This is a genomic window from Cryobacterium sp. SO2 (assembly GCF_026151165.2).
GTDB lineage: Bacteria > Actinomycetota > Actinomycetes > Actinomycetales > Microbacteriaceae > Cryobacterium.
Genome location: NZ_CP117849.1, coordinates 662,824 through 687,762 on the forward strand (window position 1 = coordinate 662,824; position 24,939 = coordinate 687,762).

The window sequence follows — 24,939 nt, forward strand, 5'->3', positions numbered from 1 at the left end:
CGCTCATGGGGCACTTTGGCGGAAGCCGGCGGCAGTGGGCGGCAGCGGGGGAAGGCTGGAGTGGGACGGAACCTGGGAGCACCGTCTTGTCACCGGCGGCAGGTACCCTTGACGAATGGCAGTGTGGGACGACCTGACGGGTCAAGCAGACGCGATCGCCATCTTCCGGGCCGCCGCCGAGCGGCCGGGAGCGGTCGCCACTCTGGAGCGCCCCGACTCAACCGCTGACACCCCCGCCGGCACCGGCACCGCCCCCGCATCCGGCAGCACGGATGCCGCGCCGAGCACGTCGTCGTCGATGACCCATGCCTGGCTCATCACCGGTCCGCCCGGCTCCGGCCGCTCCAACCTCGCGTTCGCGTTCGCCACCGCGCTGCTCAGCCCGGGCACCCCACAGGGCGACCTTTCCACCCAGAAGCTCGTCGATGCGCGCACCCACCCCGACCTCACCGTGCTCAGCACCGAGGGCGTCATCATCAAGATGGAGTCCGTTAAAGAGGCCGTGTCCCGGTCCCAGTACTCCCCGTCGGTGGGCCGCTACCGGGTGATCGTCGTCGAAGACGCCGATCGCATGGTGGAGCGCACCTCCAACGTGCTGCTCAAGGCCCTCGAAGAGCCGCCGGAACGCACCGTGTGGATCCTCTGCGCCCCGAGCGAGGCCGACCTGCTGCCCACGATCCGCTCCCGGGTACGCACCGTGCGCCTGCGGGTGCCGAGCATCGAGGATGTCGCGACCCTGCTCATCCGCCGCACCGGCGTTGACCCCGCGACCGCCGAACGCGCCGCCCGAGAAGCGCAGAGCCACATCGGCATGGCCCACCGACTGGCCACGAACGCCGAAGCCCGCTCCCGCCGGGAGGAGACCCTGCGCGCGGCGCTGGGCCTCACCGGCATCGCGAGCGCCGTGAACGCTGCCGCCCGGCTGCTGGCCATCGCCGGCGACGACGCCAAGGCCATCACCCTGGAACGTGACGCCACCGAGCGTGAGGGTGTGCTGCGCTCGCTGGGCGTGGAGCCCGGCCAGTCGGTGCCGCCGGCCCTGCGCGGCCAGATCAAGAACCTCGAAGACGACCAGAAGCGTCGCGCCACCCGCAGCCTCCGCGACGGCATCGACCGGATCCTGGTAGACCTCACCTCGCTGTACCGCGACGTGATGATGCTGCAGCTGGGCCGGGAGAGCACCATCATCAACCGCGAGCTGCTCCCCGAGCTGCGCCGGGCGGCGGCCGCGTGCGGCGCGGCGGCGACGGTGGCCACGATGGATGCGATCGCCCTGGCCCGGCAGAGAATTGAAGCGAACGTAGCACCGGCACTGGCGCTGGAAGCCATGCTGGTGTCGATGATCCGACGGTGACGGCGCCGACGGTGCGGCACCCCCTGCAGCAGAGAAGAGGAACCCTGTGACCAAGCGCTCCCGCGTATTCACGACCATGGCGGCCGCGGTGGCAGTGACGCTCGGACTCACCGGCTGCGTGCCGTGGTTCCTGCCCCAGCCGGCCCCATCCACCTCCACGCCCACCGGCGAGAAGGTGGAGTCGGATCTCGACCCGTTCTACAGCCAGGTGCTGGACTGGACCGACTGCGACGACGGCATGCAGTGCACCACCGCGACCGCCCCGCTGGACTGGGACGACCCGGCCGCCGGGTCGGTGGAGCTCGCCCTGGTGCGCCAGCCCGCCACGGGGGAGCGCATCGGCTCGTTGCTGGTCAACCCCGGCGGCCCCGGTGCTTCCGGCTATGAGTTCGTCAAGGATTCCGTCGACTACGCCACGGATGCCGCCCTGCAGGAACGCTTCGACATCGTCGGATTCGATCCCCGCGGCGTCGGTAAGTCCTCCGCGGTGGCCTGCTACGAACCCGCGCAGATGGACCAGTACCTGTACGGGCTCACCGAGGCTGAACGCGGCAGCGACGCCTGGATCCAGGAGCAGGAGGCCAGCGCCACCGCGTTCGCCACCGCCTGCACCGAGAAGACCGGCGCGTTGCTCGGTGAGGTCGACACCCAGAGCGCCGCCCGCGACCTCGACCTGCTCCGGGCCGTGCTCGGTGATGCGCAGCTGAACTACCTCGGTTTCTCCTACGGCACCTTCCTCGGCGCCACCTACGCCGAGCTCTACCCCGACAAGGTCGGCCGGCTCGTGCTCGACGGCGCGTTGGACCCGTCCACCAGCAACTTCGAGGTGACCGCCACCCAGGCGCAGGGCTTCGAAAGCGCCCTCCGCGCCTACCTCACCGACTGCCTGGCCGGCACCGACTGCCCGTTCGACGGCACCGTCGACGACGCCATGGCCACGATCAAGGCCCTGCTCGCCTCGGTCGACGTGAACCCGATCACCGCCACGGATGGCCGCCAGCTGGGCGCGAATGCGCTGCTCACCGCCATCATCTACCCGCTCTACCAGGCCACGGCGTGGGACTACCTGAGCGACATGTTCGACACCGTGCTGCAGGGCAGCGCGGATGGCGCGATGCAGTTCGCCGACGCCTACAACGGCCGCAACGCCGACGGCACCTATGCCGACAACTCCACCGAGGCGTTCATGGCCATCAACTGCGTCGACTACGCCTACGACGACGACCCGGCCGCGATGCGCGACCAGGCCGCTCAGATCGAGGCGCTGGCTCCCACCATCGGCACCTACATGGCCTACGGCGACATCTCCTGCGCCAACTGGCCGTACGCCTTCACCGGCGAACGCCAGGAGATCCACGCCACCGGCGCCGCCCCAATCCTCGTCGTGGGCACCACGAACGACCCCGCCACCCCCTACGTGTGGGCGCAGAACCTGGCCGAGCAGCTCGACAGCGGCCAGCTCGTCACCTACAAGGGCGAGGGTCACACCGCCTACAACAAGTCGAACTCCTGCGTGAACGACGCCGTCGACAACTACCTGATCGACGGCACCGTGCCCGCGGCCGACCCGATGTGTTGACGAATGGCCGCAGAATCTGAGGAGATGGGCCTGCGCGAGCGCAAGCGTCTGGCGACCCGCCGCGAAATCCAGCGCGCCGTACTCACGCTCTGTTCGCAGCGGGGGATCGACAAGGTCACCGTGGAGGAGATCAGCCGTTCGGCGGACATCTCGCCGCGCACCTTCTTCAATTACTTCGCCTCCAAGGACTCCGCGCTCGTCGGCGACGAACTGGAGCTGGCCTGCGACTCCGATATCGAACGGTTCATCGCCGGTGAACCGCACGGCGAGATCATGGCCGACCTAGCCACCCTCATCGGCCAGAGCCTGCAAAACACCGACGGCGACCGCGAGATCCATGAGCTGCGCCGCGCGGTGATGAAGGACAACAGCTACCTCTTTACGATGCGGATGGCCACCCTGCGCAACTTCGAAGCGGGCCTGCAAGACATCGTCGAGCGCCGGTTCGCGGCCGATGACCCCCGCCTCGCCGAGGATCCGCGGGCCCTATCCCAGCGGGCGCTGCTGTTCACCCTCGTGGCCATGGCGGCCACCCGGCACGCCTGGCGCTGCTGGGCCGAAGCGGATGACCTCAGCCCGCTGTCGGCCTGGGTCGCCAAATCCTTCACCGAGCTGTACACCGTGACCTCCGCGACCGACTAAGCTTGGATGCTGTGTCACCGAGCGGCTTTCGTAAGGAAGTATTCGGTCTCACGCCGCCTTAGCTCAGTTGGTAGAGCGATTCACTCGTAATGAATAGGTCATCAGTTCGATTCTGATAGGCGGCCCTCTCCTTCCCGCAGCTCCCGGCCCATCCGCTGGTCGAGCCCGTCGAGACCTGGCAAAATTGGGCATCCGAACGAGGGTCGTAGCCACTAATGTGATCGAAACGACTATCAGCACTCGCTCAGGTCGCGGACAGAACGGCACCCTCGTGAACGACCACAGCCTGAACGAAGACTCACTGGCCCACACCATCCCGCTCGAGCCGGACAACGCCCCCCGCGGGCTCAGCCGCAGGACACTCGTAAAGGGCGCCGCCTGGTCCGTCCCCGTCGTGGTGCTGGCAACTGCGACGCCGGCCGCCGCGACCAGCATCGGCCCGGGCGTGATCGTCATCGAAGACTCGTACTGGATTCCGGCAGGTGAACGCATGGGAGTGCTGTACGGCAGGGTGGATCCCGAGGCCTATCCCGATCTCGATCTCTCGTACTTCAGCTACAGCACCACCGCCGTGCGATCGAGCAGCGTCAATTACTACGGGTCGGGCTCGCAGTTCAGCCTCTACGTCACGACAGACGATGCCGTGGGGCCGAACTCCTTCACCGTCACCGTCGCCATTCCCGGCTACCCCACCGTTCAGAAACGGATGGCTGCCGATGGTGCGCTCGGCACCCTGGCCGTGACGGAAAAGTACTGGGACCCGTCCATGAATTACGGTGCGGTGTCGGTGCAGCTGAGCCCCGCTCCGGGCCCGGATCTGGACACGGGCCAACTGGTGTACGACGACCTGACGATGGTGACCGGCGGCTACGAGTACACCTCCCTCGACCGCGACACCCTGACTTTCAACTTCAGCAGCTCATCCCCGGCGCCGGACACTTTCACAGTCACAATCACCCTGACCGGCTATGAGCCCTTAGACGTCAACGTCCTCACCGTCTGAGTCACCACGACCTGAGGAGTACCGTCATGACAGTCAATGTGCCAGCTGCGAGCAGCCCCGACCCCGCCCGGCGGCTTCTCATCAAGGCCGCCGCCTGGTCCATACCGATGGTGGCCCTGGCCACGTCCGCTCCGGCGGCAGCGTCCAGTGTGCCGCCCGGCGGCACTCTCGTAGAGCTTTCATCCAGCTGGGACGCGCCCAGCAACTACGGTGAGGTGAAGGTGTTGCTGAGCCCTGCCCCGGGCCCGGCAGCCAGTGCCGAGTACGTCGTCTTCAGCGACACGGCTTTCGAGGTCGCCTCTGCGGAGTACGACGACGATGACAAATCGATCTTCCGAGTCACCTTCACAGACATCGCCCCGCCGCCCAACCAGTTCACAGCCACGGTGTCCATTCCCGGATACACCCCGCTCGTTGTGCAGTTGTTCGCCGCCGGGTGAGCAAGCAGAGCGTGACCGCGCCCAACGCGCCGGTGGTGCATCGGCCAGCACCCACATCGGTAGTCGCGGCGGCTCTCGGCGTGCACATCACCATCGCGACCGCGCCGCACCTGGCCGACACGGTGCGCCGCGCCTGGAGTGGGGCCACGGCGCTTCCGCACGACGTTGCGGCGCTCGTGGCCCGCAGTGTGCCGGCCGAGCAGCCGCACGAGGCTGAGCTCGATCTGGCCGGTCTCTCCACCCGGGTGACCCTGGCGGCGATCGAGGCCCGGCGCGGCGAACTCACCATGCTGCACGCCTGCGGGCTCGCGGCAACGGATGGCGCTGTCGTCGCCTTCGTGGGCCCGTCCGGCCGGGGCAAGACCACGGTGGCGGCCACCCTCGGCCGGCACTTCGGCTATGTCAGCGACGAGACCGTCGGCATCGGCGCCGACTGGTCTGTGGCGGCGTACCGCAAACCCCTGTCGATCCTGCGGGCCCCCGGCACACCCAAGGAACAGCTCTCGCCCGACGCCCTTGGCCTGCTCCCGCTGCCGACGGCGCCGCTGCGGGTGGTCTCGGTCATCGTGCTCGACCGCTCCCCGGATGCCCCGGCAAGCCCCGAACTGCACAGGCTCGGCCTGATCGACGCACTGCCGCTGCTCATCCCCAATCTCAGTTATCTGAACGACCAGGCGCAGGGTTTGAAGGTCCTGAGCGAGCTTGCCGACCGCGTCGGCGGCTTCGCCCAGGTGCGGTACCGGGATGCGGTCGACCTGGTCGACATCGCGGCCGACCTGTTCGCCATCCCCCTCTCGCCCGTGCCCTCGGTGACCGGCACCTATCGGCTCACCCCGGAGCTGGCACCTCATCACCCCGGGGCACGCAGCTTCGCCCGGCGTCCCGGCGTGCACTGGGTGCACGACCGCGGGCGCACCGCCATGCTCGGGCACGGGCAGGTGCGGATCCTCGACGGTATCGGCCCGGCGATCTGGGCCGGCCTCGAGCAGCCGGCGACCTTCGACGAGATCCTGCGCAGCGTTCTCGCCGAGCTGGGGCCGCCGCCCACCGGCGATCCGGCCGACCCGGTCGCCCAGGCCCTCACCGACCTCACCGGCCTCGGACTAGTGGTTGTGCGGGAGTAGCCGACGTGCGCACTGCCACCTGCGGCGCCGCCGGGGACGGCGCGGATCAGCCGCGATCTGCCCCGCGAACGAGCAGACCCGCCGCGGCCAGGCTGTCGACGAACATGGTGAGATCGTGCTGCAGAGCGGCCGGCTGCACAGCGAACTCGGCAGCCAGGGCTGCACCGATGTCGCCGAGGCTGGCGCGCCCGTCGATGCGGCGCCAGATCACGCCGGCGGAGCCCTGGATCGCTCGGGGGACACCATCAGAGCGCAACCGGGCGAGATCGAGCACGAACACGTCGTCGCCATCTTCGACCACCGCCGCATCCGCCGAGTGCGACCACACTTCGGCCGATCGGGCAGCGGCCGATGGTTGCGTTTGCGTCACGGTTGATCGTCTCCCAGCCCGTCGCGACGGTCGTCGCGTTTCTCCCCAGAGCGGGGTGAGATGATGATAGCCGCCGCGGAACCCTGACCTGCACCAGGTCAATCAGCTCACGATCCCTCGTCGGGATCGCCGCATCGTTCGAAGGGGATCCGCCGTGGAATTGGAAGACTATCTGCGGGCTTTGCGCCCGCACTGGTGGGCGATCCTGCTCATCACCCTGCTCGGCACCGGGATCGGCTACGGCTGGACCCTCGTGCAGGACGAAGTCTTCCAGGCGGATGTGACCGGGGTCGTGCAGCCCATCGGGACGGAAGGCGTGAACGAGGAGATCATCGCCCAGAACCTCGCGATGTCCAAGGTCGTCGCCTACGTCGAATACGGGTCGTCCCGGTCCGTGGCCGAACGCGCGATCGAGTCCCTCGACCTCGCCACCAGCCCCGAGGCACTGGTGCAGCGAGTCTCCGTGACGAACCCGCTCGACACCGCCATCATCAAGGTCACCGCAAGCGCGGGCACACCGGTGCAGGCCCGCGACCTGGCGAACGCCTGGCTGGCCGGCATGGTCGCCGAAATCAACGAGATCGAGGGCGGCACCGGCGAGACAACGGATGCGGCGCCCACCGGGTCGACGGCCGTTCTCGCCCTCGTCCCCATCGACTCCGCCCGCCTGGCCAGCACACCCAGCTTCCCGAACGTGCGCCTCACCCTCGCCTTGGGCGCCCTCATCGGCCTGGCCCTCGGTGTGGCCTACGCGCTGGTGCGGCACACCCTGGACCGGCGCATCCGCTCGGCTGAGACCGTGGAGCAGCTCACCGGCGTGCCCGTGGTGGGGCGGATCCCGCTCAACCACGACTTCACCGCGGACAACCACATCGTGCCCCTCACCACGGCGCAACGCCGGGACGCCGAGGGCCGCCGGCACAGCCGCGACGACGCCGCGACGGCTGAGGCGCTGCGGGAGCTGCGCACCAACCTGCAGTTCATGGATGTGGACAACCCGCCACGGGTGATCGTGGTGACCAGCCCGGCGCCCGGCGACGGCAAATCCACCATCACCGCCAACCTCGCCATCACCATCGCGGCCAGCGGCCAGAATGTCGTGCTCGTCGACGCCGACCTCCGCCGCCCCACAGTTTCGGCCATGTTCGGACTCCCGGCCGGCGGCGGGCTGAGCGACGTGCTGGCCGGGCGCGCGGCACTCGACGACGTCATGCACCGCTGGGTCGGGGCCGATTCGATGCGCATCCTCACCGCCGGCAACATCCCGCCCAACCCCAGCGAGGTGCTCGGCTCCGCGCGGATGATGGCGTTGATTGCCCAGCTGGCCGAGAACGCGATGGTCATCATCGACGCTCCGCCGCTGCTGGCGGTCACCGACGCGGCTGTGCTCACCGGCCGGGCCGACGGCGCCTTCGTGGTCGTGTCCGCCGGCAAGACCACCTTCGACGCCCTCACCAACGCGTTGAACATCCTGAACCGCTCCAAGGGCCGCACGATGGGCGTGATCCTCAACCGGGTGCCGCGCCGCGGGCTGGGGTCCGACCGCTACGATTACCGGTACACCTATCAGAGCGGCCCGGCGCTGACCGCCCAGAGCGTGGACGACCTGACCCTGATCGAGCCGGATTCGGCTCTGACCGGGCAGGACTTTGCGGCGCTTCTCGGCGAGGGCGACGACCCGCCCCGGCCGGCCGGCCGGCGACGGCTCTGACGCTGGCGGCTGCGTTCATCGAGCCGGTAGTGTGAGCACACCAGCCGCACCACAGTCGTTCGGCGCCCCCAGCCGAGGAGACGATTCCGTGAGCACCGAACCAGACAACCAGCCTGACGCCAACGACGCCCGCGGCAGTCGTCGGGCCCTGATCAAGGCCGCGGCCTGGTCGATCCCGGTCGTCGTCCTCGCCACCGCAACTCCGGCGGCCGCGTCCAGCTGACAACGGCCCGCGCCGGGCGTCCACTCACAGCCCGGCGGCGCTGAGCGCGTGCACGATCGTGAGCACCGCCGGCCGGATCTGCCGGGCGCTGCTCACCCACACGGCCTGCGGCCGGCGGTACGGGTCCAGCACGTCGAGTGACTCGTCGGCGGGCAGGCGCACGGCCGTGCGCTGCAGCGATGCGAGGTCGACGATCTTGGCCAGCCGCGCCTCCGGGTCATCGGATGCGCCGAGCTGGGCGAGTCGGTGCACCCCGAGGTCGTCGATCAGCGCGGCGAACTCGCGCAGCGTGAACACCCGCCGGGTCAGCCCGGGGGAGAGCTCGAGAACCTCCGCGGAGTGCGTCCTGGACAGGGTGAGGACCAGGCCGGCGCCCTCGAGGATCGGCCCGGTGAGCTGTCGTGCCCGGTGCGTTGACGCATCCGCGCCCAACTGCCGCACGATCTCCGCGCCGATGGGCTCCATCGGCCCGCCGACCAGCGCGCCGGTGCCGGCGCTGGCCACCTCCACGTTCGCCAGGCCCGCACGCAGCCACGCTTCGGCCATCGGCGAGCGGCAGACGTTGCCCGTGCAGACGGTGAGGATGCGCGCCGGCCGGGACGAGGAGCCGTCCGCGGTCGTGCTCGCGCCGGTCGGCACCGTCACCGCCGGGTCCGCCGGGCCCGCACGATGCCGCCCAGCGCCGTGGTGCCCCGACGTGCGCGCCGCCACCGGGCGCGCAGAATCGGCAGAGCTCCCGCCGGCAGGTCGGGCTCGTTGCGCCGGATTTCGGCCGTGGGCAGCCAGACCGCGCGGAGCACGGCGCCGGGCTTCTGCCGCCAGGGCACTTCACGGATGTGCATGAGCCAGATGTAGGTGCCGTAGGCGGGGCTCATCCGCACCCGCCAGGCCTTCGCCTGGCGGGAGTTCTCGTCAGACGGCTCCACCTGGATGCCGGCCGACGACAGCGTGCCGCGCAACGCATACCCGGCCCCCAGCCCCCGCACGATCGCGGTCACCTCGTCCTGGTCCGCGCGGGCGAGGGCCTGCACTGCGTTCGTCAGCTCGGTGTCGCGTGCGGGGTCCCCGATGTTGCGCAGGCTGTGCAGCGCGAGCAACACCGCATGGCAGAGCGGGTCAGGCACCACCACGCTGTGCCCGGCGAAGACCTGCTGTGTGCGCCGGTCCCAGAGCACCTCGAAACTGTCGGCCGGATCACGTACGAGGCCCGGGATGTACCGGTGCAGATCGAGGTCGCCCCGCCACTGGTCGTGTACCAGAGTGACCGAGTGCGGCGAATCGGCCGCGCCGGCACGCTGGTGCCAGCCCAGAGCGCGAAGCCCCCCGACCAGGGCAGGCAGTCCGCCCGGATCGACGAGCACGTCCACGTCGGCCGACACCCGCTCGGCGCGCAGCCCCTGCCGGGCCAGGGTGGGCCCTTTGATGAGGAGGACCCGCACTCCCGCATCCGTGGCCACCCGGCTCACGAGAGCGTGCAACAGCTCGATCGAGACGGCGACCGGTGGGGCGACGGATTGCATAGCGCCAGTTTGGCATGCAGCCCGGCGACCCGTCCGCCCGTCTGCCCACGGATGCTGCGCCCGGGGTGCCGCGGTACAGTCAAAGCGTGCCTGACTGGACCGAACACGTGATCTGGTGGCACGTGTATCCGCTCGGCTTCGTCGGCGCCGACACCACCGGGGTCGACCGGGCGCCCACGCATCGGCTGCGGATGCTCGAGCCCTGGCTGGACTACCTGCTCGAGCTCGGCGCAAACGGGCTGGCCCTCGGACCGGTGTTCACCTCGCGCACCCACGGTTACGACACCACCGACTACTTCGAGGTGGACCCGCGGCTCGGCGACACCGCCGACCTCGAGCACCTCATCAGTGAGTGCCACCGCCGCGGCATCAAGGTGATGCTCGACGGCGTGTTCAACCACGTGGGGCGGGATTTCGGCCCGCTCGTCACGGCGCTCGCCGACCCGGCCGCGCCCGAGAACGCCCTGTTCCGCCGCACCCCGGCCGGCGAGCTGCTGGCCTTTGAGGGGCATGACGCCCTGGTGACACTCAATCACGACAACCCGGCCGTAGCCGAGCTGGTCACCGCCGTGCTGACCCACTGGCTCGACCTGGGGGCGGATGCCTGGCGGCTCGACGCCGCCTACGCCATCCCCGCCACGTTCTGGGCGGGCGTGCTGCCGGGGGTGCGGGAGCGGCATCCGGAGGTGTACGTGATGGGCGAGGTGTTGCACGGCGACTACGCCGGTTTCGTTGCGGCCTCCGGGGTCGACACGGTCACCCAGTACGAACTGTGGCAGGCGATCTGGCACGGCATCGCGGAGCGCAACTTCTTCGAACTTGACTGGGCGCTCACCCGGCACACCGCGTTCCTCGGTGCGTTCGTGCCGTATACCTTCGTGGGCAACCACGACGTCAGCCGGCTGGCGAGCCAGATCCCCGACGCGCGGCACCACGCGCACGCCCTCGTGCTGCTGCTCACCCTCGGCGGCACCCCGGCGATCTACTACGGCGACGAACGCGGGCTGCGCGCGGTGAAGGAGCAGCGCGCCGGCGGCGACGACGCCATCCGCCCCGCGTACCCGGCGACCCCGGCCGACCTGCCGCCCGGCGATCAGGATCCGATCGGCGCGGCCACCTTCGTGCTGCACCAGGAACTGATCGGGCTGCGCCGCCGGCACCCCTGGCTGCACCGGGCCACGAGCCGGCCGCTCGACCTCACCAACACCGGCTACGTGCTCGAGGTGACCGACGGCATCCACCGCCTGATCGTGGCGCTGAATCTCGGCGATGAGGCCCTGTCGGCGGCCACGGATGGAGCCCGGCGGCTTGCCGGCACGGCCGACACCATCCCGACCGGGCACGCGGTGCCGGCGCACGGCTGGGCGATCTTCGGCTGACCGTTCGATGGCGCTCGGAGCAGCTTCGCGGCTCGCCATAGTGCTCGCGGCTCGCGATATTGCGGCACATAACCCACGCCACGAGCACTAACCTGCGCCACGAGCATCCGCCCGCCCGCGACACGGCCCGGCGCGGGCGTGATTGACTTTGGTATGGCTGACACAGGGCGCGAACGGGTTGAAACGGATGCGCGGGCGCGCGGACTCGAGATCGACATCGTCGAGCGGCCCGCCGCCGACAGCCTCGAGAGCGCGGCCCGGCTGCTGGGTCTCGACCCGGCCGGCATCGTGAAGTCGCTCGTGGTGAAGCGGCACGACGGCGACTACATCTTCGTGCTCGTGCCCGGCGACCGGCAGATCAGCTGGGCCAAGCTGCGCGCGCTGGTGGGCGTGAACAAGCTCTCGCTGCCGCACGAAGACCTCGCGCTGGCCGCCACCGGCTACGCCCGCGGCACCATCACGCCGCTGGGCAGCAGCACCGCCTGGCCGGTGTTCGCCGACGAACGGATGCGCGGCACCCGCGTAGCCATGGGCGCGGGGGAGCACGGCTACTCCGCGTTCGTCGACGCGGACGCCCTCATCACCGCCTACGGCGCCACGGTCGCCGACATCACCGACGAGCTCAAGCCGCGCCCCTGACCCCCGGCGCCGCCGGCTCGCGGCACTCGATAGGTACTCGCGGCACGCAGACGTACACGTGCCCGCGCGCCTTACCCGTGCCGCGAGCTCCGCCGATCAGGTAAGCGCGGCGAACCACTCTTTCAGCTTCGGCACCTGCGTGGCCGTCCAGGTCGCCGAGAGGTGGTTGTAGTCCCGGAAGACCGGCACGCCGTCGTCGATCACGGCGCAACGGTCCGCCGTGCAGATCTGGTCGGTCACGTCGAACACCTGCGTCACGCCGGTCTCGGTCCAGACCTTCTGGCTGAGATCGTTGAGCGTGGAGACCTCGTCGAACGCGTCGGCGCGGGAGGACGAGCAGTCGTCGGGGAACAGGTGCCAGCGCACCAGGCACTCGTTCGGTTCGAAGTCCAGGCGCGGGTTGTCCACCACCACACCGACCGTGCCCGTCGCCGGGGTGAGCTCGGCAAGGTAGCTCTTGTACGCGGTCTCCCAGGTGGCCAGCTGCTCGGACTCGGGGATGGTGGAGCCGTTGTCGGCGATGATCTCGCCGTCATAGGCGGAAGACTGCGACACGATCACAGCGGTCGGCTGCAGTTCCTTGGCCAGCTCAAGAGTCTGGTCCTGGTACGGGGCGCAAGACTTGTCACGCACGTTGTCCAGGGCGAGAACCTGCACCTGGATCGCCGGGCAGGCGCTGTGCCAGCGCATCACCAGACGGATGCCGCTCTCGCTGGCCGCGGTCGCCATGGCGGCCTTCCACTGGGCGGCGTGGGAGTCGCCGACGAGCATCACGGTGGTGGCGCTGTCCACGTCGCCGAGTTCGCAGATCGGGATCCCGGACTCCGAGGGCGTGGTGCGATCGCAGCTGTCGTCGGGTGTGATGCTGATGGCCACCTTCGCGGCCGAGGCGATCGGCGAGAGCGGCAGCTGGTTGATGTAGCGTCCGGCGCCATAGACCGACCCGGCGAGCAGGCACAGGCCCGCGGTGACCGCCGCGGCGAAGATGAAGGTGCGCTTGAGCGAGACGGTGAGCCGGCGGCTGTAGCGCAGCGGGTTCTCCACGAAGTAGTAACCCAGGGCGGCGGCGCCCAGCGACGCGATTGCGGCCACACACTTGACCAGCACCGAATCGGTCTGCAGCGCGGCAGCGGTGAGGATGATGAACGGCCAGTGCCAGAGGTACCAGGAGTAGGAGATCGTGCCGATCCACTGCACCGGCCGGGCGGCCAGCAGCCGGGACGGCAGGCTGTGATCGTCCATGGTGGGCGTCGAACCGCCCGCGATCACCAGCAGCGTGCCGAGCACGGGGATGAGGGCGATGTAAGAGGGGAACGGGTCGTTCTCGGTGATGCCGAAGAAGGAGTACCCGAGCAGGGCCAGGCCGGCGACGGTGACGATCGTGCCGACCCGGCGGGTGCGGATGAGCCGGGAGACCGGCAGGGTGGCGAGCAGCCCGGCGGCGGCGAACTCCCACGCCCGGGTGGGCAGCATGTAGAAGGCCCAGGTGGGGTGGGCATCCGTGGCCCAGATCGACAGCCCGAGCGACACCACGAAGGTGATGCCGAACGCCACGGCGAGCACCCGGCGCAGCGGGATGCGGCGGCGGTAGGCGATCCAGCAACCCAGCAGGATCAGGAAGGGCCACACCACATAGAACTGTTCTTCCACACCGAGCGACCAGGTGTGCAGGAACGGGCTGCGGTTGACGTCGACCGCGAAGTAGTCGGTGGACTGCTGCGCGAAGAGCAGGTTGGAGAAGTAGAGCAGGGAGGCGCCGGCCTGCTTGCCCAGCAGCGGCCAGCGCGACGGGGAAGCGAGGAGCGCCGCGACGGGTAGGGCGACGAGCACCATGAGTGCCATCGCGGGAACCAGGCGGCGCAGGCGTTTGGCCCAGAACGTGCCGAACCGGATTGTGCCCGTTGCCGTGGCTTCCTTGAGCAGGATGCTGGTGATCAGGAACCCGGAGATGACGTAGAAGATGTCCACGCCCACGAACCCGCCGGGGATCGCGGTGATGCCGGCGTGGAAGACCACGACCGGGATGATAGCGAACGCCCGGAGGCCGTTGATGTCGCCGCGGAACCACTTCTTCGGTGTTGCTGGATCGCTATTGGTCACGTTCGGTGCCTTCCCCCGTGGTGGCGTGAGCGCCGTGTGACATGGTAGCAACTCTTGTCCGTCGCCCAGATCGCCCTCACGGGTGCCGCTGGGCGAGGCGCCCCGGAACGGATCCTAAGCTGGAGGCCATGGCCATCGATCACCCGACCTCGCCCCGCCGGGGCCGGCGACCGCGCTGGCAGCTGCTCGCGGCGCTCGGGCTGGTCGGCCTCATCCTCGCGGCCGTGACGGCGGCGGTGCTCTCCGGCCTGGGCGGCGCATCCGCCGGCACCCCGCTGCTGCCGTCGGTCACGCCGTCGGCGACCCCGTCGGTCACGCCCGCCCCCACGCCGTCGCCCACCCCGACGAGCCCGCCGGTCGCGTTGTTCCTCGGCGACTCCTACACGCTCGGCCGCGGCGCATCCGACCCCGCGCTGCGCTGGACGACGTTGGTGGCGAGCAAGGCCGGCTGGAAAGAGGTGAACCGGGGTGTGGGCGGCTCCGGGTACGACACGGTCTCCGGTCTGGTCGGCTGCAGCGCGGACTACTGCCCCACCTATGTGACCCGGGCCATGGACGTGATCACCGCCCACCCCGACATTGTCATCATCTCCGGCGGTCAAAACGACCGGCCGATGCTCGCCGCCGACCCGGATGCGGTGCACACGGCCGTGAACGAGACCTACCGGCTGATCCGCCAGGGTTTGCCGAACGCCCGCATCATCGCCGTCGGGCCGTCAACCCCGGAGGCGGCGACGCCGGCCGTGATCGCGCTGGACTCCTGGGTGCGGGCCGCCGCGACCGGGGTGGATGCCGAGTACGTGAGCCTGCTCGACCCCGTGGTGATCACGGCGCCGATGGTGGCGCCCGACGCGCTGCACGTCAACGACGCCGGACACCGGGCCATCGCCGCCCGGGTGCTGGCCGCCGTGACCGCGCCCGCCGCCCCGACTGCGACCCCGACCCCGACTCGGACTGCGACCCCGGCCCCGACTCGGACTGCGACCCCGGCCCCGACTCGGACTGCGACCCCGGCCCCGACTCGGACTGCGACCCCGGCCCCGACTGCGCCGTGACCATGAACGTGCCGCGACCCTGACGTCTCCGTCTCCGTCTCCGTCTCCGTGTCCGTGTCCGTGTCCGTGTCCGTGACCGGCTGAGGCCGCCCGGCGTCGACGCGGGTGGCCTCGGCGGCTCCTATGCTGGGGCGATGGACACCGGGTCTGCGCGTACCTCTCCGGCCGGTACCTCTCCGGCCGGTGCGTCGCGCCGCCGGCTGCCCCTGTGGCTGCTGGCCGGCGTGGTGCTCGCGGTCGCCGTGGGCGGGGCGGTGGCGGCAGTCGTGCTCGGCGGCGCCGGGCGGAGTGCGCCGGAGTCGCTGCTGCCGCCGGCGGAGACCCCGCCGACGATAGTTCCCGGCGACACCGTGGCCGTGTTCCTCGGCGACTCCTACACGCAGGGCTGGGGCGCCTCCGAGCCGTCCCGCCGCTGGTCGGCCCTCGTGGCGGCGGAATCCGGCTGGGTGGAAGTAAACCAGGGCCAGGGCGGCACCGGGTTCGTGAGCACGTCAGGCCGGGGCGGCTGCGGCCTGGACTACTGCCCGACCTACCTCGAGCGGGTGCCGGACGTGATCGCCGCGCATCCCGACATCGTCGTGATCGCGGGCGGCCAGAACGACCTGTCCGAGTTCGCCGCCGACCCCGAAAAGGTGCGCGCGGCCGTGACCGAGACCTATGGGCTGATCCGCCAAGGCCTGCCGGAGGCGCGCATCATCGTGGTGGGCCCGTCGCTCGCACAGCCGGGCAACGCGCTGATCACGGACCTCGACGAGTGGGTGCGGGCGGCCGCGGTGCAGGTGGACGCCGAATACGTGAGCCTGCTCGCCCCCGCCGTGATCGACCCGGCGATGGTGGCCGCGGACGGGGTGCACGTCAACGACGCCGGCCACCGGGCGATCGCCGACCGGGTGCTCGCCGGCATCCGCGCCCCGTGAGCGCGCCCTCTCGCCCGCCATCACCCCACACCCCTAGGCGTCTGACGCTGACCTCTCCACCCGCCGACTTGCTTCATATCGCCCCATGGATGCCCGCCAAGGGGACTTTTGCGGCATGTCGGGGAGTGGATCTCCGCCGACTTGCTTCATATCGCCCCATGGATGCCCGCCAAAGGGACTTTTGCGGCAAGTCGGTGAGTCACATCCCACCACCAGCAGCGCTGTGCCGAGCCGAACGGAACCTCAGCGCGGCAGCTTGTGGTCCTTGAGCACGAGCACCACGAACACGTAGACGCCCACCAGCTGCCAGAGCGCCCGGAAGAGCAGATCGGTGGGGGAGTTGCGCGCGGCGAAGGCGGGCTGGGCGAGCACCGCGCGGCGCGGCAGGGCGACGGGACTCGGCACGGCTTGCTGGGGCGGGGCCGGACGACGGCCCAGAAGCAGATTCTCGGTCACGGGCGCCAGCGTACGCGCGCCCGGTGACCGGGCGGCAAACGTCCGGTGAAAACCGGTCCGACTACTCCGAGGTCGGTTTGCCGGGTCGCACGGCGGCGGTGTCCGCGATGTCGATGCGGGTGGGCCCGTCGTCGGTCTCCTCCACGGTCACCCGGGGCGCGGCATCCGCCTCGCTGGCCTTGGGCGCGGTGGTGAGCTGGTCGTGGCGCTTTTCGTCGAAGGATTTTTCGCTCATGACCGGCACAATAACACGTCAATCTGGTGTGCCGCCATGCGTTGTCGCTAGGCTCGCAGCATGACAGATGCACTTCGCTGGGGAATCCTGGCCACGGGCGGAATCGCCCATCAATTCGCCGGTGACCTCGTGAAGAACGGCTTCACCGTGCAGGCCGTCGGGTCCCGCAGCCAGGCGGCAGCGGATGCCTTCGCCGCCGAGTTCGGCATCCCCACGGCGCACCCGAGCTACGAGGCTCTCGTGGCCGACCCGAACGTGGACATCATCTACGTGTCCACCCCGCACCCGTTCCACGCGGCCAACGCCAGCCTCGCCCTCGAGGCCGGCAAGCACGTGCTCGTGGAGAAGCCGATCACCCTCAACGCCGCAGAGGCGCGGCAGCTGGCGGCGCTCGCCGAGAGCAAGAACCTGCTGCTGCTCGAGGCCATGTGGACCCGGTTCCTGCCGCACATGGGCCGCATCCGCGAGATTCTCGCCGCCGGCACCCTCGGTGACGTGCACTCGCTCATCGCCGACCACACCCAGGACCTGCCCGACGACCCCACCCACCGCATCAACTCGCTGGCGCTCGGTGGCGGCGCGCTGCTCGACCTCGGGATCTACCCGGTGTCGTTCGCGTCGGCGCTGTTCGGCCGGCCCGAGACGATCCTCGCCTCCGCCACGTTCAAGGACACCGGCGTGGATGCGCAGATCGCCACCATCTTCCGCTACCCGGGCGGCCAGATCGCCACCCTGCTCTCCGCGAGCGACACCAAGGGACCCAACACCGCCAGCATCCTCGGCACCGAGGGCCGGATCGACATCGACGCGGTCTGGTACTCGCCCACCACCTTCCGGGTGCTGAACGGTGCCAATGAGGTCGTCGAGTCGTACGAGACGCCCGCGTTCGTGGGCCGGGGCATGCACTTCCAGGCCGTCGAGGCCGAACGGCTCGTGGCCGCGGGGCTGATCACCAGCGAGCTGCTCACCACGGCGGAGTCGGTGCAGATCATGGAGACCCTCGACGAGATCCGCTCCCAGATCGGGCTGGTCTACGCGGGCGACTGACGCCGCCGCACTGCTCGAGCGTGGGTGGCTTACGTCGCGGCACGTGTTAGGTCCGGCGGCACGTGTTGCTACACGTGCTGCCGGGACGAACGCGTGCCCCAAGCGTGCGTGCGCATGCCGCCGGGACGAACGCGTGCCGCGGGCTACTGCTCGCGGCGTGTGAAATTCCTCACGGCGGAGGTAGGTGCTCGTGGCACGCGAAAATGCGCGCAAGATCGCGTGCCACGAGCATTTTCGCGTGCCGCGAGAGTTCTCGCAGGCCACGGGCGCATCCCAGCGGCACGCAGATTGGGTCGCGGGGTCTCGACGAGCTCGACCAGCGATTGCTTCGGCGCGCAGATTGGGCCGGGGGTCTCGACGAGCTCGACCGGCGGCGGGTGCGGCGCGTGGAGTGGGCATCAGTGACGGAGCCTGGCAGGGCTCACACCCTCACTCGCTAAAATACTGCGGTGGATACACCAGACCCGTCTGTGCCGGACAAGGACGCCCCCTCAGAGGCCTCGGCCGATCAGCCGACCGAGTTCCTCGCCGCGCAGCCGGCCGCCGACGCGGATGCCGCGCACCCGGCCTCGGCCGATCAGCCGACCGAGCTCCTCGGCGCGCAGCCGGCCGCCGACGCGGATGCCGCACAGTCCGCTACCTCCACCGACCCGGCCACCTCCGCCACCGCCACCGACCCGGTCACCCCGCATGCCGCCCCCGCCGGCGCCGGCCGCCGGATCACGGTGCTCGTCGCCGCTGCCGTGGCCTTCGTGCTGCTGGGCAGCGGCGCCATCTGGGCCGGAGCGGCCACCGCCGGCAACCCCGAGCCGGTTGCGGTCGCCGCCCCCACCGAATCCGCCACCGCGACACCCACCCCCACGCCCACCACCCCAGCCGCCCGGCCGGGCCCCACCGCGGCCACCGTCGCGAGCCCGCTGCGCACCTGCTCGGTCGCGGGACTGGCCGCTGACTCCCGGCTGGGCGAGTTCCAGGCGCAGGTCGTGAACGCTGACACCGGTGAGGTGCTCTTCGACCGGGGCGGCAGCACCGCATCCCGCACCGCCAGCGTGCTCAAGGTTCTCACCTCGGCCGCGGCGCTGAGCGTGCTCGGCGCCGACTACCGGGCCACCACCACCGTTGTCGCCGGCACCGAACCCGGCCAGGTGGTGCTCGTCGGCGGCGGCGACCTCACCCTGTCGAGCACACCCACCGGCGACGAGTCGGTCTACGAGGGTGCCGCGCACCTCGACGCCCTCGCCGAGCAGGCCCGCACCGCGATGGGCGGCACCCCGATCACCTCCGTGGTGCTGGACTCCAGCTACTTCGGCGATCCCGGCTGGGAGCCGAGCTGGAACCGCAAGGAGCAGACCGACGGATACATGCCCCTGATCACCGCCCTGCAGGTGGACGGCGACCGCGACAACCCGTACAACAACACCTCCCCGCGCAGCGACGACCCCGTCGGCCGGGCCGGCGCCGCGTTCGCGGCCGAGCTCGGCGGCGACGTGGCCGTGAGCGTCGGCACCGCCCCGGCCGGCGCCGCGGTGCTGGCCTCCGTGCAGTCGCAGCCGGTGGGCGTGCTCATCAAGCAGGCGCTGATCGTGTCCGACAATGCCATCGCCGAAATGCTCGCCCGGCTCGTGGCCGTGGAGTCCGGCTCCGGCAACACCTTCGCCGCCATCCAGCCCGCCGTGCTCGGCGGCCTGGCCGACTACGGCATCGACACCACGGGCATCCTCATCGCCGACGGCTCCGGGCTCTCCGACAACAACGCCGTGCCGCCGGCCTACCTCACCAAACTGTTCCGGCAGACCAACACCAGGGAGGGCAGCCTGGGCGAGATCTTCGACGGCCTGCCCATCGCCGGCGGCAACTCCGGATCGCTGTCCTACAGCGACCGGTTCTCCGGCGCCAACGCGGATGCCGATGGCGCCGTGTTCGCGAAGACCGGCTGGATCGACACCGGCTACACCCTCGCCGGCATCATCCGCGCCCAAGACGGCAGCACCCTCACCTTCGCCGTATACGCGCTGGGTGATGTGGGTGATAATGCGAAGCAGGCGATCGACACCATCACGACGGGGTTCTTCCGCTGCGGAAACAACCTCTCGAACAACTGATTCTCAACCGACAGGAGTGTTTCCGTGACCCGCGCACTGATCATCATTGACGTTCAGAACGACTTCACCGAGGGCGGTGCCCTCCCGGTCACCGGCGGCGCCGCCGTGGCCGGGGCGATCACCACCCTGCTTAAAGCGCATCCGCACAGCTACGATCACGTCTACGCGTCCCGCGACTGGCACGACGCCGAGGGTGGCAACAACGGCCACTTCGCGGTGGACATCGAACCCGACTTCATCGACACCTGGCCGGTGCACTGCGTGGCCGACACCGCCGGCGCCGAGTATCACCCGGCGCTGAGCCTGCCGGAGTCGACGGTGCACATCCTCAAGGGGCAGGGCCAGCCCGGCTACTCGATCTTCGACGGCGTCGACGCGGCGGGCGTGAGGTTCGGCGAGCTGCTCATCGAGGCGGGTGTGACGGATATCGACCTGGTCGGCTTGGCCACCGACTACTGTGTGCGGGCGTCGGGGCTCGACGCGCTCGACCATGGCCAGCACGTGCGGGTGTTCACCGACCTCGTGGCCGGGGTGGCGCCGGAGTCCAGCGTGCAGGCGTTGGCCGAACTCGCCCACGCCGGTGCGGTGTTGGCCAGCTCGGAGCTCGTCGAGCACGCCTGACCCGCGCTGCCCTCGGATGCGCCCGCCCGCGTTGCCAGGGCTGCGCCGAGTTGCCCGTGCCGCCCGCGTTGCCAGGCGCCGCCCGCGCCCGCGCTCACCCGCCCGCGCCGCCGGGGATGCGCCGAGTTGCCGCAAAGCACCCCTTCACGGGGCCCGAAGGGGGCTTTTGCGGAAAGTGGGCGAGAAACACTGTGCCGACTTGCTGCAAAGTGCCCCTTGCGGGCACCTGAAGGGGGCTTTTGCGGCAAGTCGGGATTTCTTGTGGGCAGGTGCATCCGAACGGGGGTGTGCTCCGGAAGTAACGGGTAACGGGAATCCAACTGGTTCCCACTCTCGTTCCACTGACTGGAGGACACCATGCGCAAGATCCTATTCGGCGGCATCGCAGCCGGCGCCCTTGTCGCCCTCGTGGGGATCGCCCCGGCGCACGCCGCAGACGACGTCGCCCAGCTCTCCGTGCTGCACGGGGTGCCCGGCCTCACCGTCGACGTGTACGTGAACGGCGACCTCACCCTGGACGACTTCGCCCCCGGCGATCTCGCCGGCCCGCTCGAACTGCCGCCGGGCACCTACACGGTGGCGATCACCGCCTCGGATGCCGCCGACGCGAGCGCGCCCGCCATCGGCCCCGTCGACCTGCCGTTGGAAGCCGGCCAGAACTACACCGCCGTGGCCCACCTCGACCCGGCCGGCACCCCCACCGCCACCCTGTTCACCAACGACATCAGTACGATCGGCGCCGGCGACGGCCGGCTCACCGTGCGACACGTGGCCGCGGCGCCCGCCGTGGACGTTCTCGCCGGCGGCACTGCCGTGATCACCAACCTGGCCAATCCCGCCGAGTCGCTGCTCACCCTGCCGGCCGGCACGGTGTCGGCGTCGGTGGCCGCAACTGGGACCACCGAACCGGTGATCGGCCCGGCCGATGTGAACGTGACCGAGGGCACGAACACCATCGTCTATGCCTGGGGCAGCCTGGCTGACAAGAACCTGGCGTTCGCCGTGCAGACCATCGACGGCCTGCACTCCACCCCCGGCGGCGTCCCGGCCGGTAGTGCGGGCCTGGTGGCCACGAACCAGCCCGGCGACAGCACCGGGTGGTGGATCGGAGGCGCGGCAGTCGCGCTGGCGCTGGGCATCAGCGCGGCGGCGGTCTACGGCACGCGGCGCGTCGAGGCCCGGCGCTGAGAGCGTCCCGGACAGAGGAGGCGGGTCGCGGTGAGCCTGTTCGGGTGGCGCACCCCGGCCCGCACCCTGCCCGGGCGCCGGGCGGGTTCGCCCGGTCACGGCACAGACCGGCAGCTCCGCCGGTTCCCCGGCCGGCCAGCCGGCCCGGCACCGGTCCGGTTCGGCACGGTGGCGGCGATCGGGCTGGTGGTCGCCCTGTTCAGCGGATGCGGGGCCCACGTTCCGGGCTCCGCTCCGGCCGGCGCCGTGTCCAGCGGCACCGCGGCAGCAGGCCCGGGTCGGGCCGCAACCGAGCGGGGCGGCGCTGATCCCGTCAGCTCCGCTCGGGCCGAGAACGGCCTCGCCGGTGTTGGCGCGTCCCGTGCGGGCGTGTCCGCGCCGGCGCCGAGCGGTGCTGAAGCGGCCGAAGCCGATTCCCCAGCCGTTGTGGACGGCACCCTCGGCAGTCTCGGCGGGCCTGCTGCCGCAGCCATGCCCGGCGGCCTCCCCGACCGGGCGGTCGTCCGGATCGGCACCGGACCGACAGACGGTCTCACCGGCAGCCCGACCGGCAACACCCCCCCGCCGTCGACCCTTTGGCCGCCCGTACCCCCGGCGCTGGCCGCGGCGGCGCCCCGCGCCCCGGAGCCGCCCCGGGCGTCCGCTGACCTCGCCGGTCAGCCGGCGCCGGTGAGCGCCCCGGTGCGGGTGACGGTCGACGCCCTCGAGATCGACATGCCGATCGAACCCGTGGGCCTGGCCGACGACGGTGCCCTGGCGCTGCCGGCCAACCCGGCCGTCGCCGCCTGGTACCGCTACGGGCCCGGCCCCGGCAGCGCGGCCGGGGCCACCGTGGTCGCCGCGCACGTCGACTCGCTCGTGTACGACCTCGGCCCGTTCGCCCGACTGGCCGATGCCCCGGCCGGCACCGAGATCGTGGTGCACACCAGTGACGGGTCGGCGCATCGGTACACGATCGCATCCATAAACACAGTGGAGAAGCAGGCGGTGCCGTGGGCGGGGGTGTTCGACCGGGCGGGGGAGCCGCGGTTGACGCTGGTGACCTGCGGCGGCGAATTCGACTATGAGGCCAGACGGTACCTGTCGAACGTGATCGTGACGGCGGTGCCGGCGCCATGACGGCCGAACGGGGCGTGCCGGTATCGGCCGGACGCGGCTATGCTGGGCGCACCTGCGGCCCAGGACGGCCGAGCCGCGGGCACCGAGAGCACTGAGATGGACACCCGCACAACGCGTGACCGATCCCGGAGGCAGCCCCCTGACGTGAGCGCACCTTATGCGAACAGCACCGACGACGACCGGGACCTGGCCGGCTTGGTCGCCGGCTTTCGCGCGGGCGACGAGCGGGCGCTCGCCGAGGCCTACGCGCGCTGGTCGTCGCTGGTCTACACCCTGGCGATCCGGTCGCTCGGCGACACCGGCGAGGCCGAGGACGTCACCCAGAAGGTGTTCATCGCCGCCTGGCGCGGGCGGGCGGGCTTCGACCCGGCCCGGGCGGCGCTGCCCGCCTGGATCGTGGGCATCGCCCGGCACACCATCGCCGACGCGCACGAGGCCAGGGCCAGGCGGCGACGCCTGGAGCAGACCCTCGTCGACGACGCCGAGTTGTACACCATCGACGAGTCCGCCGACGTGGCCGAACGGCTGCTGCTCGGCGAGGAGCTGAACCGGCTGGAACCGGTGCCGCAACGGGTGATGCGGCTCGCGTTCTACGACGATCTCACCCACGTGCAGATCGCCGATAGCCTCGGATTGCCGCTGGGCACCGTGAAGAGTCACATCCGCCGCAGCCTCACCCGGCTGCGAACACGATTGGAGGCGAACGATGACGCATCTTGACCGCGACACGCTCGCCCTCGTGGCGCTCGCCGAGCTCGAGCTCAGCACCGCTGAACGTGACCACCTGGCCGCCTGCCCGGCCTGCACCGGCGAGTTGGATGCGCTGCGCCGCACGGTGCTGATCGGTCGAACCGCCGGCAGCGTCGACCTGGTCGAACCCGCGGATGCGGTGTGGGGTCGCATCCACGCGGCGCTCGGCCTTTCCGACGCCGTGGCCGCTCCGCCGCGCCTGCCCGGGGCCGAGTTCGAGGCAGAACCAGCGTCCGTGCCCATCGGCACCGGCATAGTGCCCGATCCCCTCGCCGAACCGGCGACCCCCGGCACCCGACCGGCACCGACCGCGAGCGCCTCAGCGGCCGACGCCACACCATCGGCGGACAAGCCGGCATCCGTGGTGCCCCTGGCCGACCGCCGCCGCCGTGTGTGGCTGCCGGTGGCCGCAGCGGCCTGCGCGGTCGGCATCGTCGGCGGCATTGCGGCTGGAGCCTGGTGGCAGTCGACCCGTGCCCCGGCGCCGGGCCCGGTGATCTACGAGGCCCAACTCGACGCCCTCCCCGGCTGGACGGCCAGCGGCAGCGCCGAGGTGGAGGAGTCCGCCGACGGGCGCCGCGACGTCGTGGTGGACCTGTCCGCCGCCGACGCCGCCGGCGCTGGCCTGCGCGAGGTATGGCTGCTCACCGCCGACGCCACCGGCCTGGTGAGCGTGGGCCTGCTCGACGGCTCGACCGGCCGGTTCAGCATCCCGGCGGGCATCGACCTGGCCGAGTACCCCGTCGTGGACGTCTCGGCGGAGCCGGACGACGGCAACCCGGCGCACTCCGGCGACTCCATCGTGCGCGGCACCCTGCGAACGACCTGACACGGGGCGGTACCGGGCACCCGAGCGGGGGATTGTCGTCCCCCCGGCGCGGGAGCACGATGAGGTCATGACCCGCGACACTGCCACCACGTCCCGCATGCCCGCCGACACCCTCGCCGCACCCCGGCACTGGCGGATGGCCCTGCTGGTGGTCGGCTGGTTCAACCTGGTGTCGGCGGTGGGCGGGGCGCTCGGCCTGGTCTTCGCGAACGGGATGGGGATGCCGCTCAGCTGGCTGGCCGGCACCCCGTTCGACTCCTTCGTGATCCCGGGGCTCGTGCTGCTGCTGATCGTAGGTGGCACCCAGGGGCTCGCCGTGCTGCTGCAGCACCGGCGCCATCCGTGGTTCCCGGCCGCGGCCGGGGTGGCCGGGTTCGGCATGGTGATCTGGATCTACGTTGAGGTGGCCCTGCTGCCGGTGTACTCGATCCTGCACACCATCTACTTCACCACCGGTGTCCTGCAGCTCATCTTCCTCCTGCTGTGCCTGGGCATCCTGCCCGCCGACCGGATGGCGCGCACCGCGAAATAGACAC

Annotated in this window: 26 protein-coding genes and 1 tRNA gene; 21 read left to right on the plus strand and 6 right to left on the minus strand. The window is 70.7% G+C overall.

Annotated features, from left to right (window positions below):
• Positions 1-115: 115 nt before the first annotated feature.
• The 7 genes from BJQ94_RS03030 to BJQ94_RS03060 all read left to right on the plus strand — a co-directional run bounded on the left by BJQ94_RS03030 (position 116) and on the right by BJQ94_RS03060 (position 6,142).
• On the plus strand, positions 116-1,354 hold the full coding sequence (locus BJQ94_RS03030) for a DNA polymerase III subunit delta' (RefSeq protein ID WP_265398766.1): 1,239 nt from the start codon (positions 116-118) through the stop codon (positions 1,352-1,354).
• A 76-nt stretch (positions 1,355-1,430) separates the two neighbouring features.
• A complete protein-coding gene (locus tag BJQ94_RS03035) occupies positions 1,431-2,933 on the plus strand; it encodes an alpha/beta hydrolase (RefSeq protein ID WP_265398843.1) in 1,503 nt (500 codons plus the stop codon).
• A 3-nt stretch (positions 2,934-2,936) separates the two neighbouring features.
• Positions 2,937-3,575, plus strand: a complete 639-nt coding sequence (locus BJQ94_RS03040; protein ID WP_265398767.1) for a TetR/AcrR family transcriptional regulator — start codon at positions 2,937-2,939, stop codon at positions 3,573-3,575.
• A 52-nt stretch (positions 3,576-3,627) separates the two neighbouring features.
• Positions 3,628-3,700 (plus strand) — tRNA-Thr (locus BJQ94_RS03045).
• A 92-nt stretch (positions 3,701-3,792) separates the two neighbouring features.
• Positions 3,793-4,578: a hypothetical protein gene (locus BJQ94_RS03050; protein WP_275875549.1), complete on the plus strand. Its 786-nt coding sequence runs from the start codon at positions 3,793-3,795 to the stop codon at positions 4,576-4,578.
• Positions 4,579-4,604: 26 nt separating this feature from the next.
• Positions 4,605-5,018, plus strand: coding sequence for a hypothetical protein (locus tag BJQ94_RS03055; protein ID WP_265398830.1), 414 nt, complete (start codon positions 4,605-4,607; stop codon positions 5,016-5,018).
• A gap of 11 nt (positions 5,019-5,029) precedes the next feature.
• Positions 5,030-6,142 carry a hypothetical protein gene (locus BJQ94_RS03060; protein ID WP_275875550.1) on the plus strand — a complete coding sequence of 371 codons (1,113 nt, stop codon included), beginning with the start codon at positions 5,030-5,032 and terminating at the stop codon, positions 6,140-6,142.
• A gap of 46 nt (positions 6,143-6,188) precedes the next feature.
• On the opposite strand, the gene BJQ94_RS03065 is transcribed toward BJQ94_RS03060, so the two are convergent.
• Positions 6,189-6,512, minus strand: coding sequence for a PqqD family protein (locus BJQ94_RS03065; protein ID WP_265398832.1), 324 nt, complete (start codon positions 6,510-6,512; stop codon positions 6,189-6,191).
• Between the two features lie 154 nt (positions 6,513-6,666).
• On the opposite strand from BJQ94_RS03065, the gene BJQ94_RS03070 reads away from it, so the two are divergent.
• On the plus strand, positions 6,667-8,223 hold the full coding sequence (locus BJQ94_RS03070; RefSeq protein WP_265398833.1) for a polysaccharide biosynthesis tyrosine autokinase: 1,557 nt from the start codon (positions 6,667-6,669) through the stop codon (positions 8,221-8,223).
• An 88-nt stretch (positions 8,224-8,311) separates the two neighbouring features.
• Positions 8,312-8,446 (plus strand): hypothetical protein, encoded by a 135-nt coding sequence (locus tag BJQ94_RS03075; RefSeq protein ID WP_265398834.1) that lies wholly within the window; start codon positions 8,312-8,314, stop codon positions 8,444-8,446.
• Between the two features lie 24 nt (positions 8,447-8,470).
• Here the strand turns inward: BJQ94_RS03075 and BJQ94_RS03080 are convergent, their stop codons facing one another.
• The gene (locus BJQ94_RS03080; protein ID WP_265398835.1) at positions 8,471-9,091 is read right to left on the minus strand and encodes a low molecular weight phosphatase family protein; all 621 of its coding nucleotides are present in this window, start codon (positions 9,089-9,091) and stop codon (positions 8,471-8,473) included.
• Positions 9,088-9,966 carry a nucleotidyltransferase family protein gene (locus tag BJQ94_RS03085; RefSeq protein WP_265398836.1) on the minus strand — a complete coding sequence of 293 codons (879 nt, stop codon included), beginning with the start codon at positions 9,964-9,966 and terminating at the stop codon, positions 9,088-9,090. The genes BJQ94_RS03080 and BJQ94_RS03085 overlap by 4 nt, the downstream gene beginning before the upstream one ends.
• An 86-nt stretch (positions 9,967-10,052) precedes the next feature.
• Here BJQ94_RS03085 and BJQ94_RS03090 point away from each other — a divergent pair, with 86 nt between their 5' ends.
• Together BJQ94_RS03090 and BJQ94_RS03095 are read left to right on the plus strand one after the other, a co-directional pair.
• Entirely contained in the window at positions 10,053-11,345 is a 1,293-nt protein-coding gene (locus tag BJQ94_RS03090; protein ID WP_265398837.1) for an alpha-amylase family glycosyl hydrolase, read from the plus strand.
• A gap of 153 nt (positions 11,346-11,498) precedes the next feature.
• Positions 11,499-11,984 (plus strand): YbaK/EbsC family protein, encoded by a 486-nt coding sequence (locus BJQ94_RS03095; protein WP_265398838.1) that lies wholly within the window; start codon positions 11,499-11,501, stop codon positions 11,982-11,984.
• A gap of 96 nt (positions 11,985-12,080) precedes the next feature.
• Here the strand turns inward: BJQ94_RS03095 and BJQ94_RS03100 are convergent, their stop codons facing one another.
• Complete coding sequence (locus tag BJQ94_RS03100) at positions 12,081-14,084, minus strand: acyltransferase family protein (RefSeq protein ID WP_265398839.1); 2,004 nt, start codon at positions 14,082-14,084, stop codon at positions 12,081-12,083.
• A gap of 128 nt (positions 14,085-14,212) precedes the next feature.
• Between BJQ94_RS03100 and BJQ94_RS03105 the strand changes: the two genes are divergently transcribed.
• Together BJQ94_RS03105 and BJQ94_RS03110 are read left to right on the plus strand one after the other, a co-directional pair.
• On the plus strand, positions 14,213-15,139 hold the full coding sequence (locus BJQ94_RS03105) for an SGNH/GDSL hydrolase family protein (protein WP_275875551.1): 927 nt from the start codon (positions 14,213-14,215) through the stop codon (positions 15,137-15,139).
• 134 nt (positions 15,140-15,273) lie between these two features.
• Positions 15,274-16,056, plus strand: coding sequence for an SGNH/GDSL hydrolase family protein (locus tag BJQ94_RS03110; protein WP_265399028.1), 783 nt, complete (start codon positions 15,274-15,276; stop codon positions 16,054-16,056).
• Between the two features lie 243 nt (positions 16,057-16,299).
• Here the strand turns inward: BJQ94_RS03110 and BJQ94_RS03115 are convergent, their stop codons facing one another.
• Complete coding sequence (locus BJQ94_RS03115; protein WP_265399027.1) at positions 16,300-16,512, minus strand: hypothetical protein; 213 nt, start codon at positions 16,510-16,512, stop codon at positions 16,300-16,302.
• Between the two features lie 61 nt (positions 16,513-16,573).
• On the minus strand, positions 16,574-16,747 hold the full coding sequence (locus BJQ94_RS03120) for a multidrug transporter (protein ID WP_265399026.1): 174 nt from the start codon (positions 16,745-16,747) through the stop codon (positions 16,574-16,576).
• A gap of 60 nt (positions 16,748-16,807) precedes the next feature.
• Here BJQ94_RS03120 and BJQ94_RS03125 point away from each other — a divergent pair, with 60 nt between their 5' ends.
• The 8 genes from BJQ94_RS03125 to BJQ94_RS03160 all read left to right on the plus strand — a co-directional run bounded on the left by BJQ94_RS03125 (position 16,808) and on the right by BJQ94_RS03160 (position 24,935).
• Positions 16,808-17,794 carry a Gfo/Idh/MocA family oxidoreductase gene (locus tag BJQ94_RS03125; protein ID WP_265399025.1) on the plus strand — a complete coding sequence of 329 codons (987 nt, stop codon included), beginning with the start codon at positions 16,808-16,810 and terminating at the stop codon, positions 17,792-17,794.
• A gap of 449 nt (positions 17,795-18,243) precedes the next feature.
• The gene (locus BJQ94_RS03130) at positions 18,244-19,896 is read left to right on the plus strand and encodes a D-alanyl-D-alanine carboxypeptidase (protein ID WP_275875552.1); all 1,653 of its coding nucleotides are present in this window, start codon (positions 18,244-18,246) and stop codon (positions 19,894-19,896) included.
• A gap of 24 nt (positions 19,897-19,920) precedes the next feature.
• Positions 19,921-20,517, plus strand: coding sequence for an isochorismatase family protein (locus BJQ94_RS03135; protein ID WP_265399417.1), 597 nt, complete (start codon positions 19,921-19,923; stop codon positions 20,515-20,517).
• 357 nt (positions 20,518-20,874) lie between these two features.
• The gene (locus tag BJQ94_RS03140) at positions 20,875-21,705 is read left to right on the plus strand and encodes a DUF4397 domain-containing protein (RefSeq protein ID WP_265399416.1); all 831 of its coding nucleotides are present in this window, start codon (positions 20,875-20,877) and stop codon (positions 21,703-21,705) included.
• A gap of 30 nt (positions 21,706-21,735) precedes the next feature.
• Positions 21,736-22,824 carry a sortase gene (locus BJQ94_RS03145; RefSeq protein ID WP_265399415.1) on the plus strand — a complete coding sequence of 363 codons (1,089 nt, stop codon included), beginning with the start codon at positions 21,736-21,738 and terminating at the stop codon, positions 22,822-22,824.
• A gap of 144 nt (positions 22,825-22,968) precedes the next feature.
• Positions 22,969-23,544 (plus strand): sigma-70 family RNA polymerase sigma factor, encoded by a 576-nt coding sequence (locus BJQ94_RS03150; RefSeq protein ID WP_265399414.1) that lies wholly within the window; start codon positions 22,969-22,971, stop codon positions 23,542-23,544.
• On the plus strand, positions 23,531-24,403 hold the full coding sequence (locus BJQ94_RS03155; RefSeq protein WP_265399413.1) for an anti-sigma factor: 873 nt from the start codon (positions 23,531-23,533) through the stop codon (positions 24,401-24,403). The genes BJQ94_RS03150 and BJQ94_RS03155 overlap by 14 nt, the downstream gene beginning before the upstream one ends.
• A gap of 67 nt (positions 24,404-24,470) precedes the next feature.
• Positions 24,471-24,935, plus strand: a complete 465-nt coding sequence (locus BJQ94_RS03160; RefSeq protein WP_265399412.1) for a hypothetical protein — start codon at positions 24,471-24,473, stop codon at positions 24,933-24,935.
• The last annotated feature ends 4 nt before the right edge of the window (positions 24,936-24,939 follow it).

Excerpts from the sequence above, each read along its gene's own strand:
- BJQ94_RS03030 (WP_265398766.1), top strand. The coding sequence starts at position 116 with ATGGCAGTGTGGGACGACCTGACGGGTCAAGCAGACGCGATCGCCATC.
- BJQ94_RS03035 (WP_265398843.1), top strand. The coding sequence starts at position 1,431 with ATGGCGGCCGCGGTGGCAGTGACGCTCGGACTCACCGGCTGCGTGCCG.
- BJQ94_RS03040 (WP_265398767.1), top strand. The coding sequence starts at position 2,937 with ATGGCCGCAGAATCTGAGGAGATGGGCCTGCGCGAGCGCAAGCGTCTG.
- BJQ94_RS03055 (WP_265398830.1), top strand. The coding sequence starts at position 4,605 with ATGACAGTCAATGTGCCAGCTGCGAGCAGCCCCGACCCCGCCCGGCGG.
- BJQ94_RS03085 (WP_265398836.1), bottom strand. The coding sequence starts at position 9,966 with ATGCAATCCGTCGCCCCACCGGTCGCCGTCTCGATCGAGCTGTTGCAC.
- BJQ94_RS03095 (WP_265398838.1), top strand. The coding sequence starts at position 11,499 with ATGGCTGACACAGGGCGCGAACGGGTTGAAACGGATGCGCGGGCGCGC.
- BJQ94_RS03105 (WP_275875551.1), top strand. The coding sequence starts at position 14,213 with ATGGCCATCGATCACCCGACCTCGCCCCGCCGGGGCCGGCGACCGCGC.
- BJQ94_RS03110 (WP_265399028.1), top strand. The coding sequence starts at position 15,274 with ATGGACACCGGGTCTGCGCGTACCTCTCCGGCCGGTACCTCTCCGGCC.
- BJQ94_RS03120 (WP_265399026.1), bottom strand. The coding sequence starts at position 16,747 with ATGAGCGAAAAATCCTTCGACGAAAAGCGCCACGACCAGCTCACCACC.
- BJQ94_RS03125 (WP_265399025.1), top strand. The coding sequence starts at position 16,808 with ATGACAGATGCACTTCGCTGGGGAATCCTGGCCACGGGCGGAATCGCC.
- BJQ94_RS03140 (WP_265399416.1), top strand. The coding sequence starts at position 20,875 with ATGCGCAAGATCCTATTCGGCGGCATCGCAGCCGGCGCCCTTGTCGCC.
- BJQ94_RS03155 (WP_265399413.1), top strand. The coding sequence starts at position 23,531 with ATGACGCATCTTGACCGCGACACGCTCGCCCTCGTGGCGCTCGCCGAG.
- BJQ94_RS03160 (WP_265399412.1), top strand. The coding sequence starts at position 24,471 with ATGACCCGCGACACTGCCACCACGTCCCGCATGCCCGCCGACACCCTC.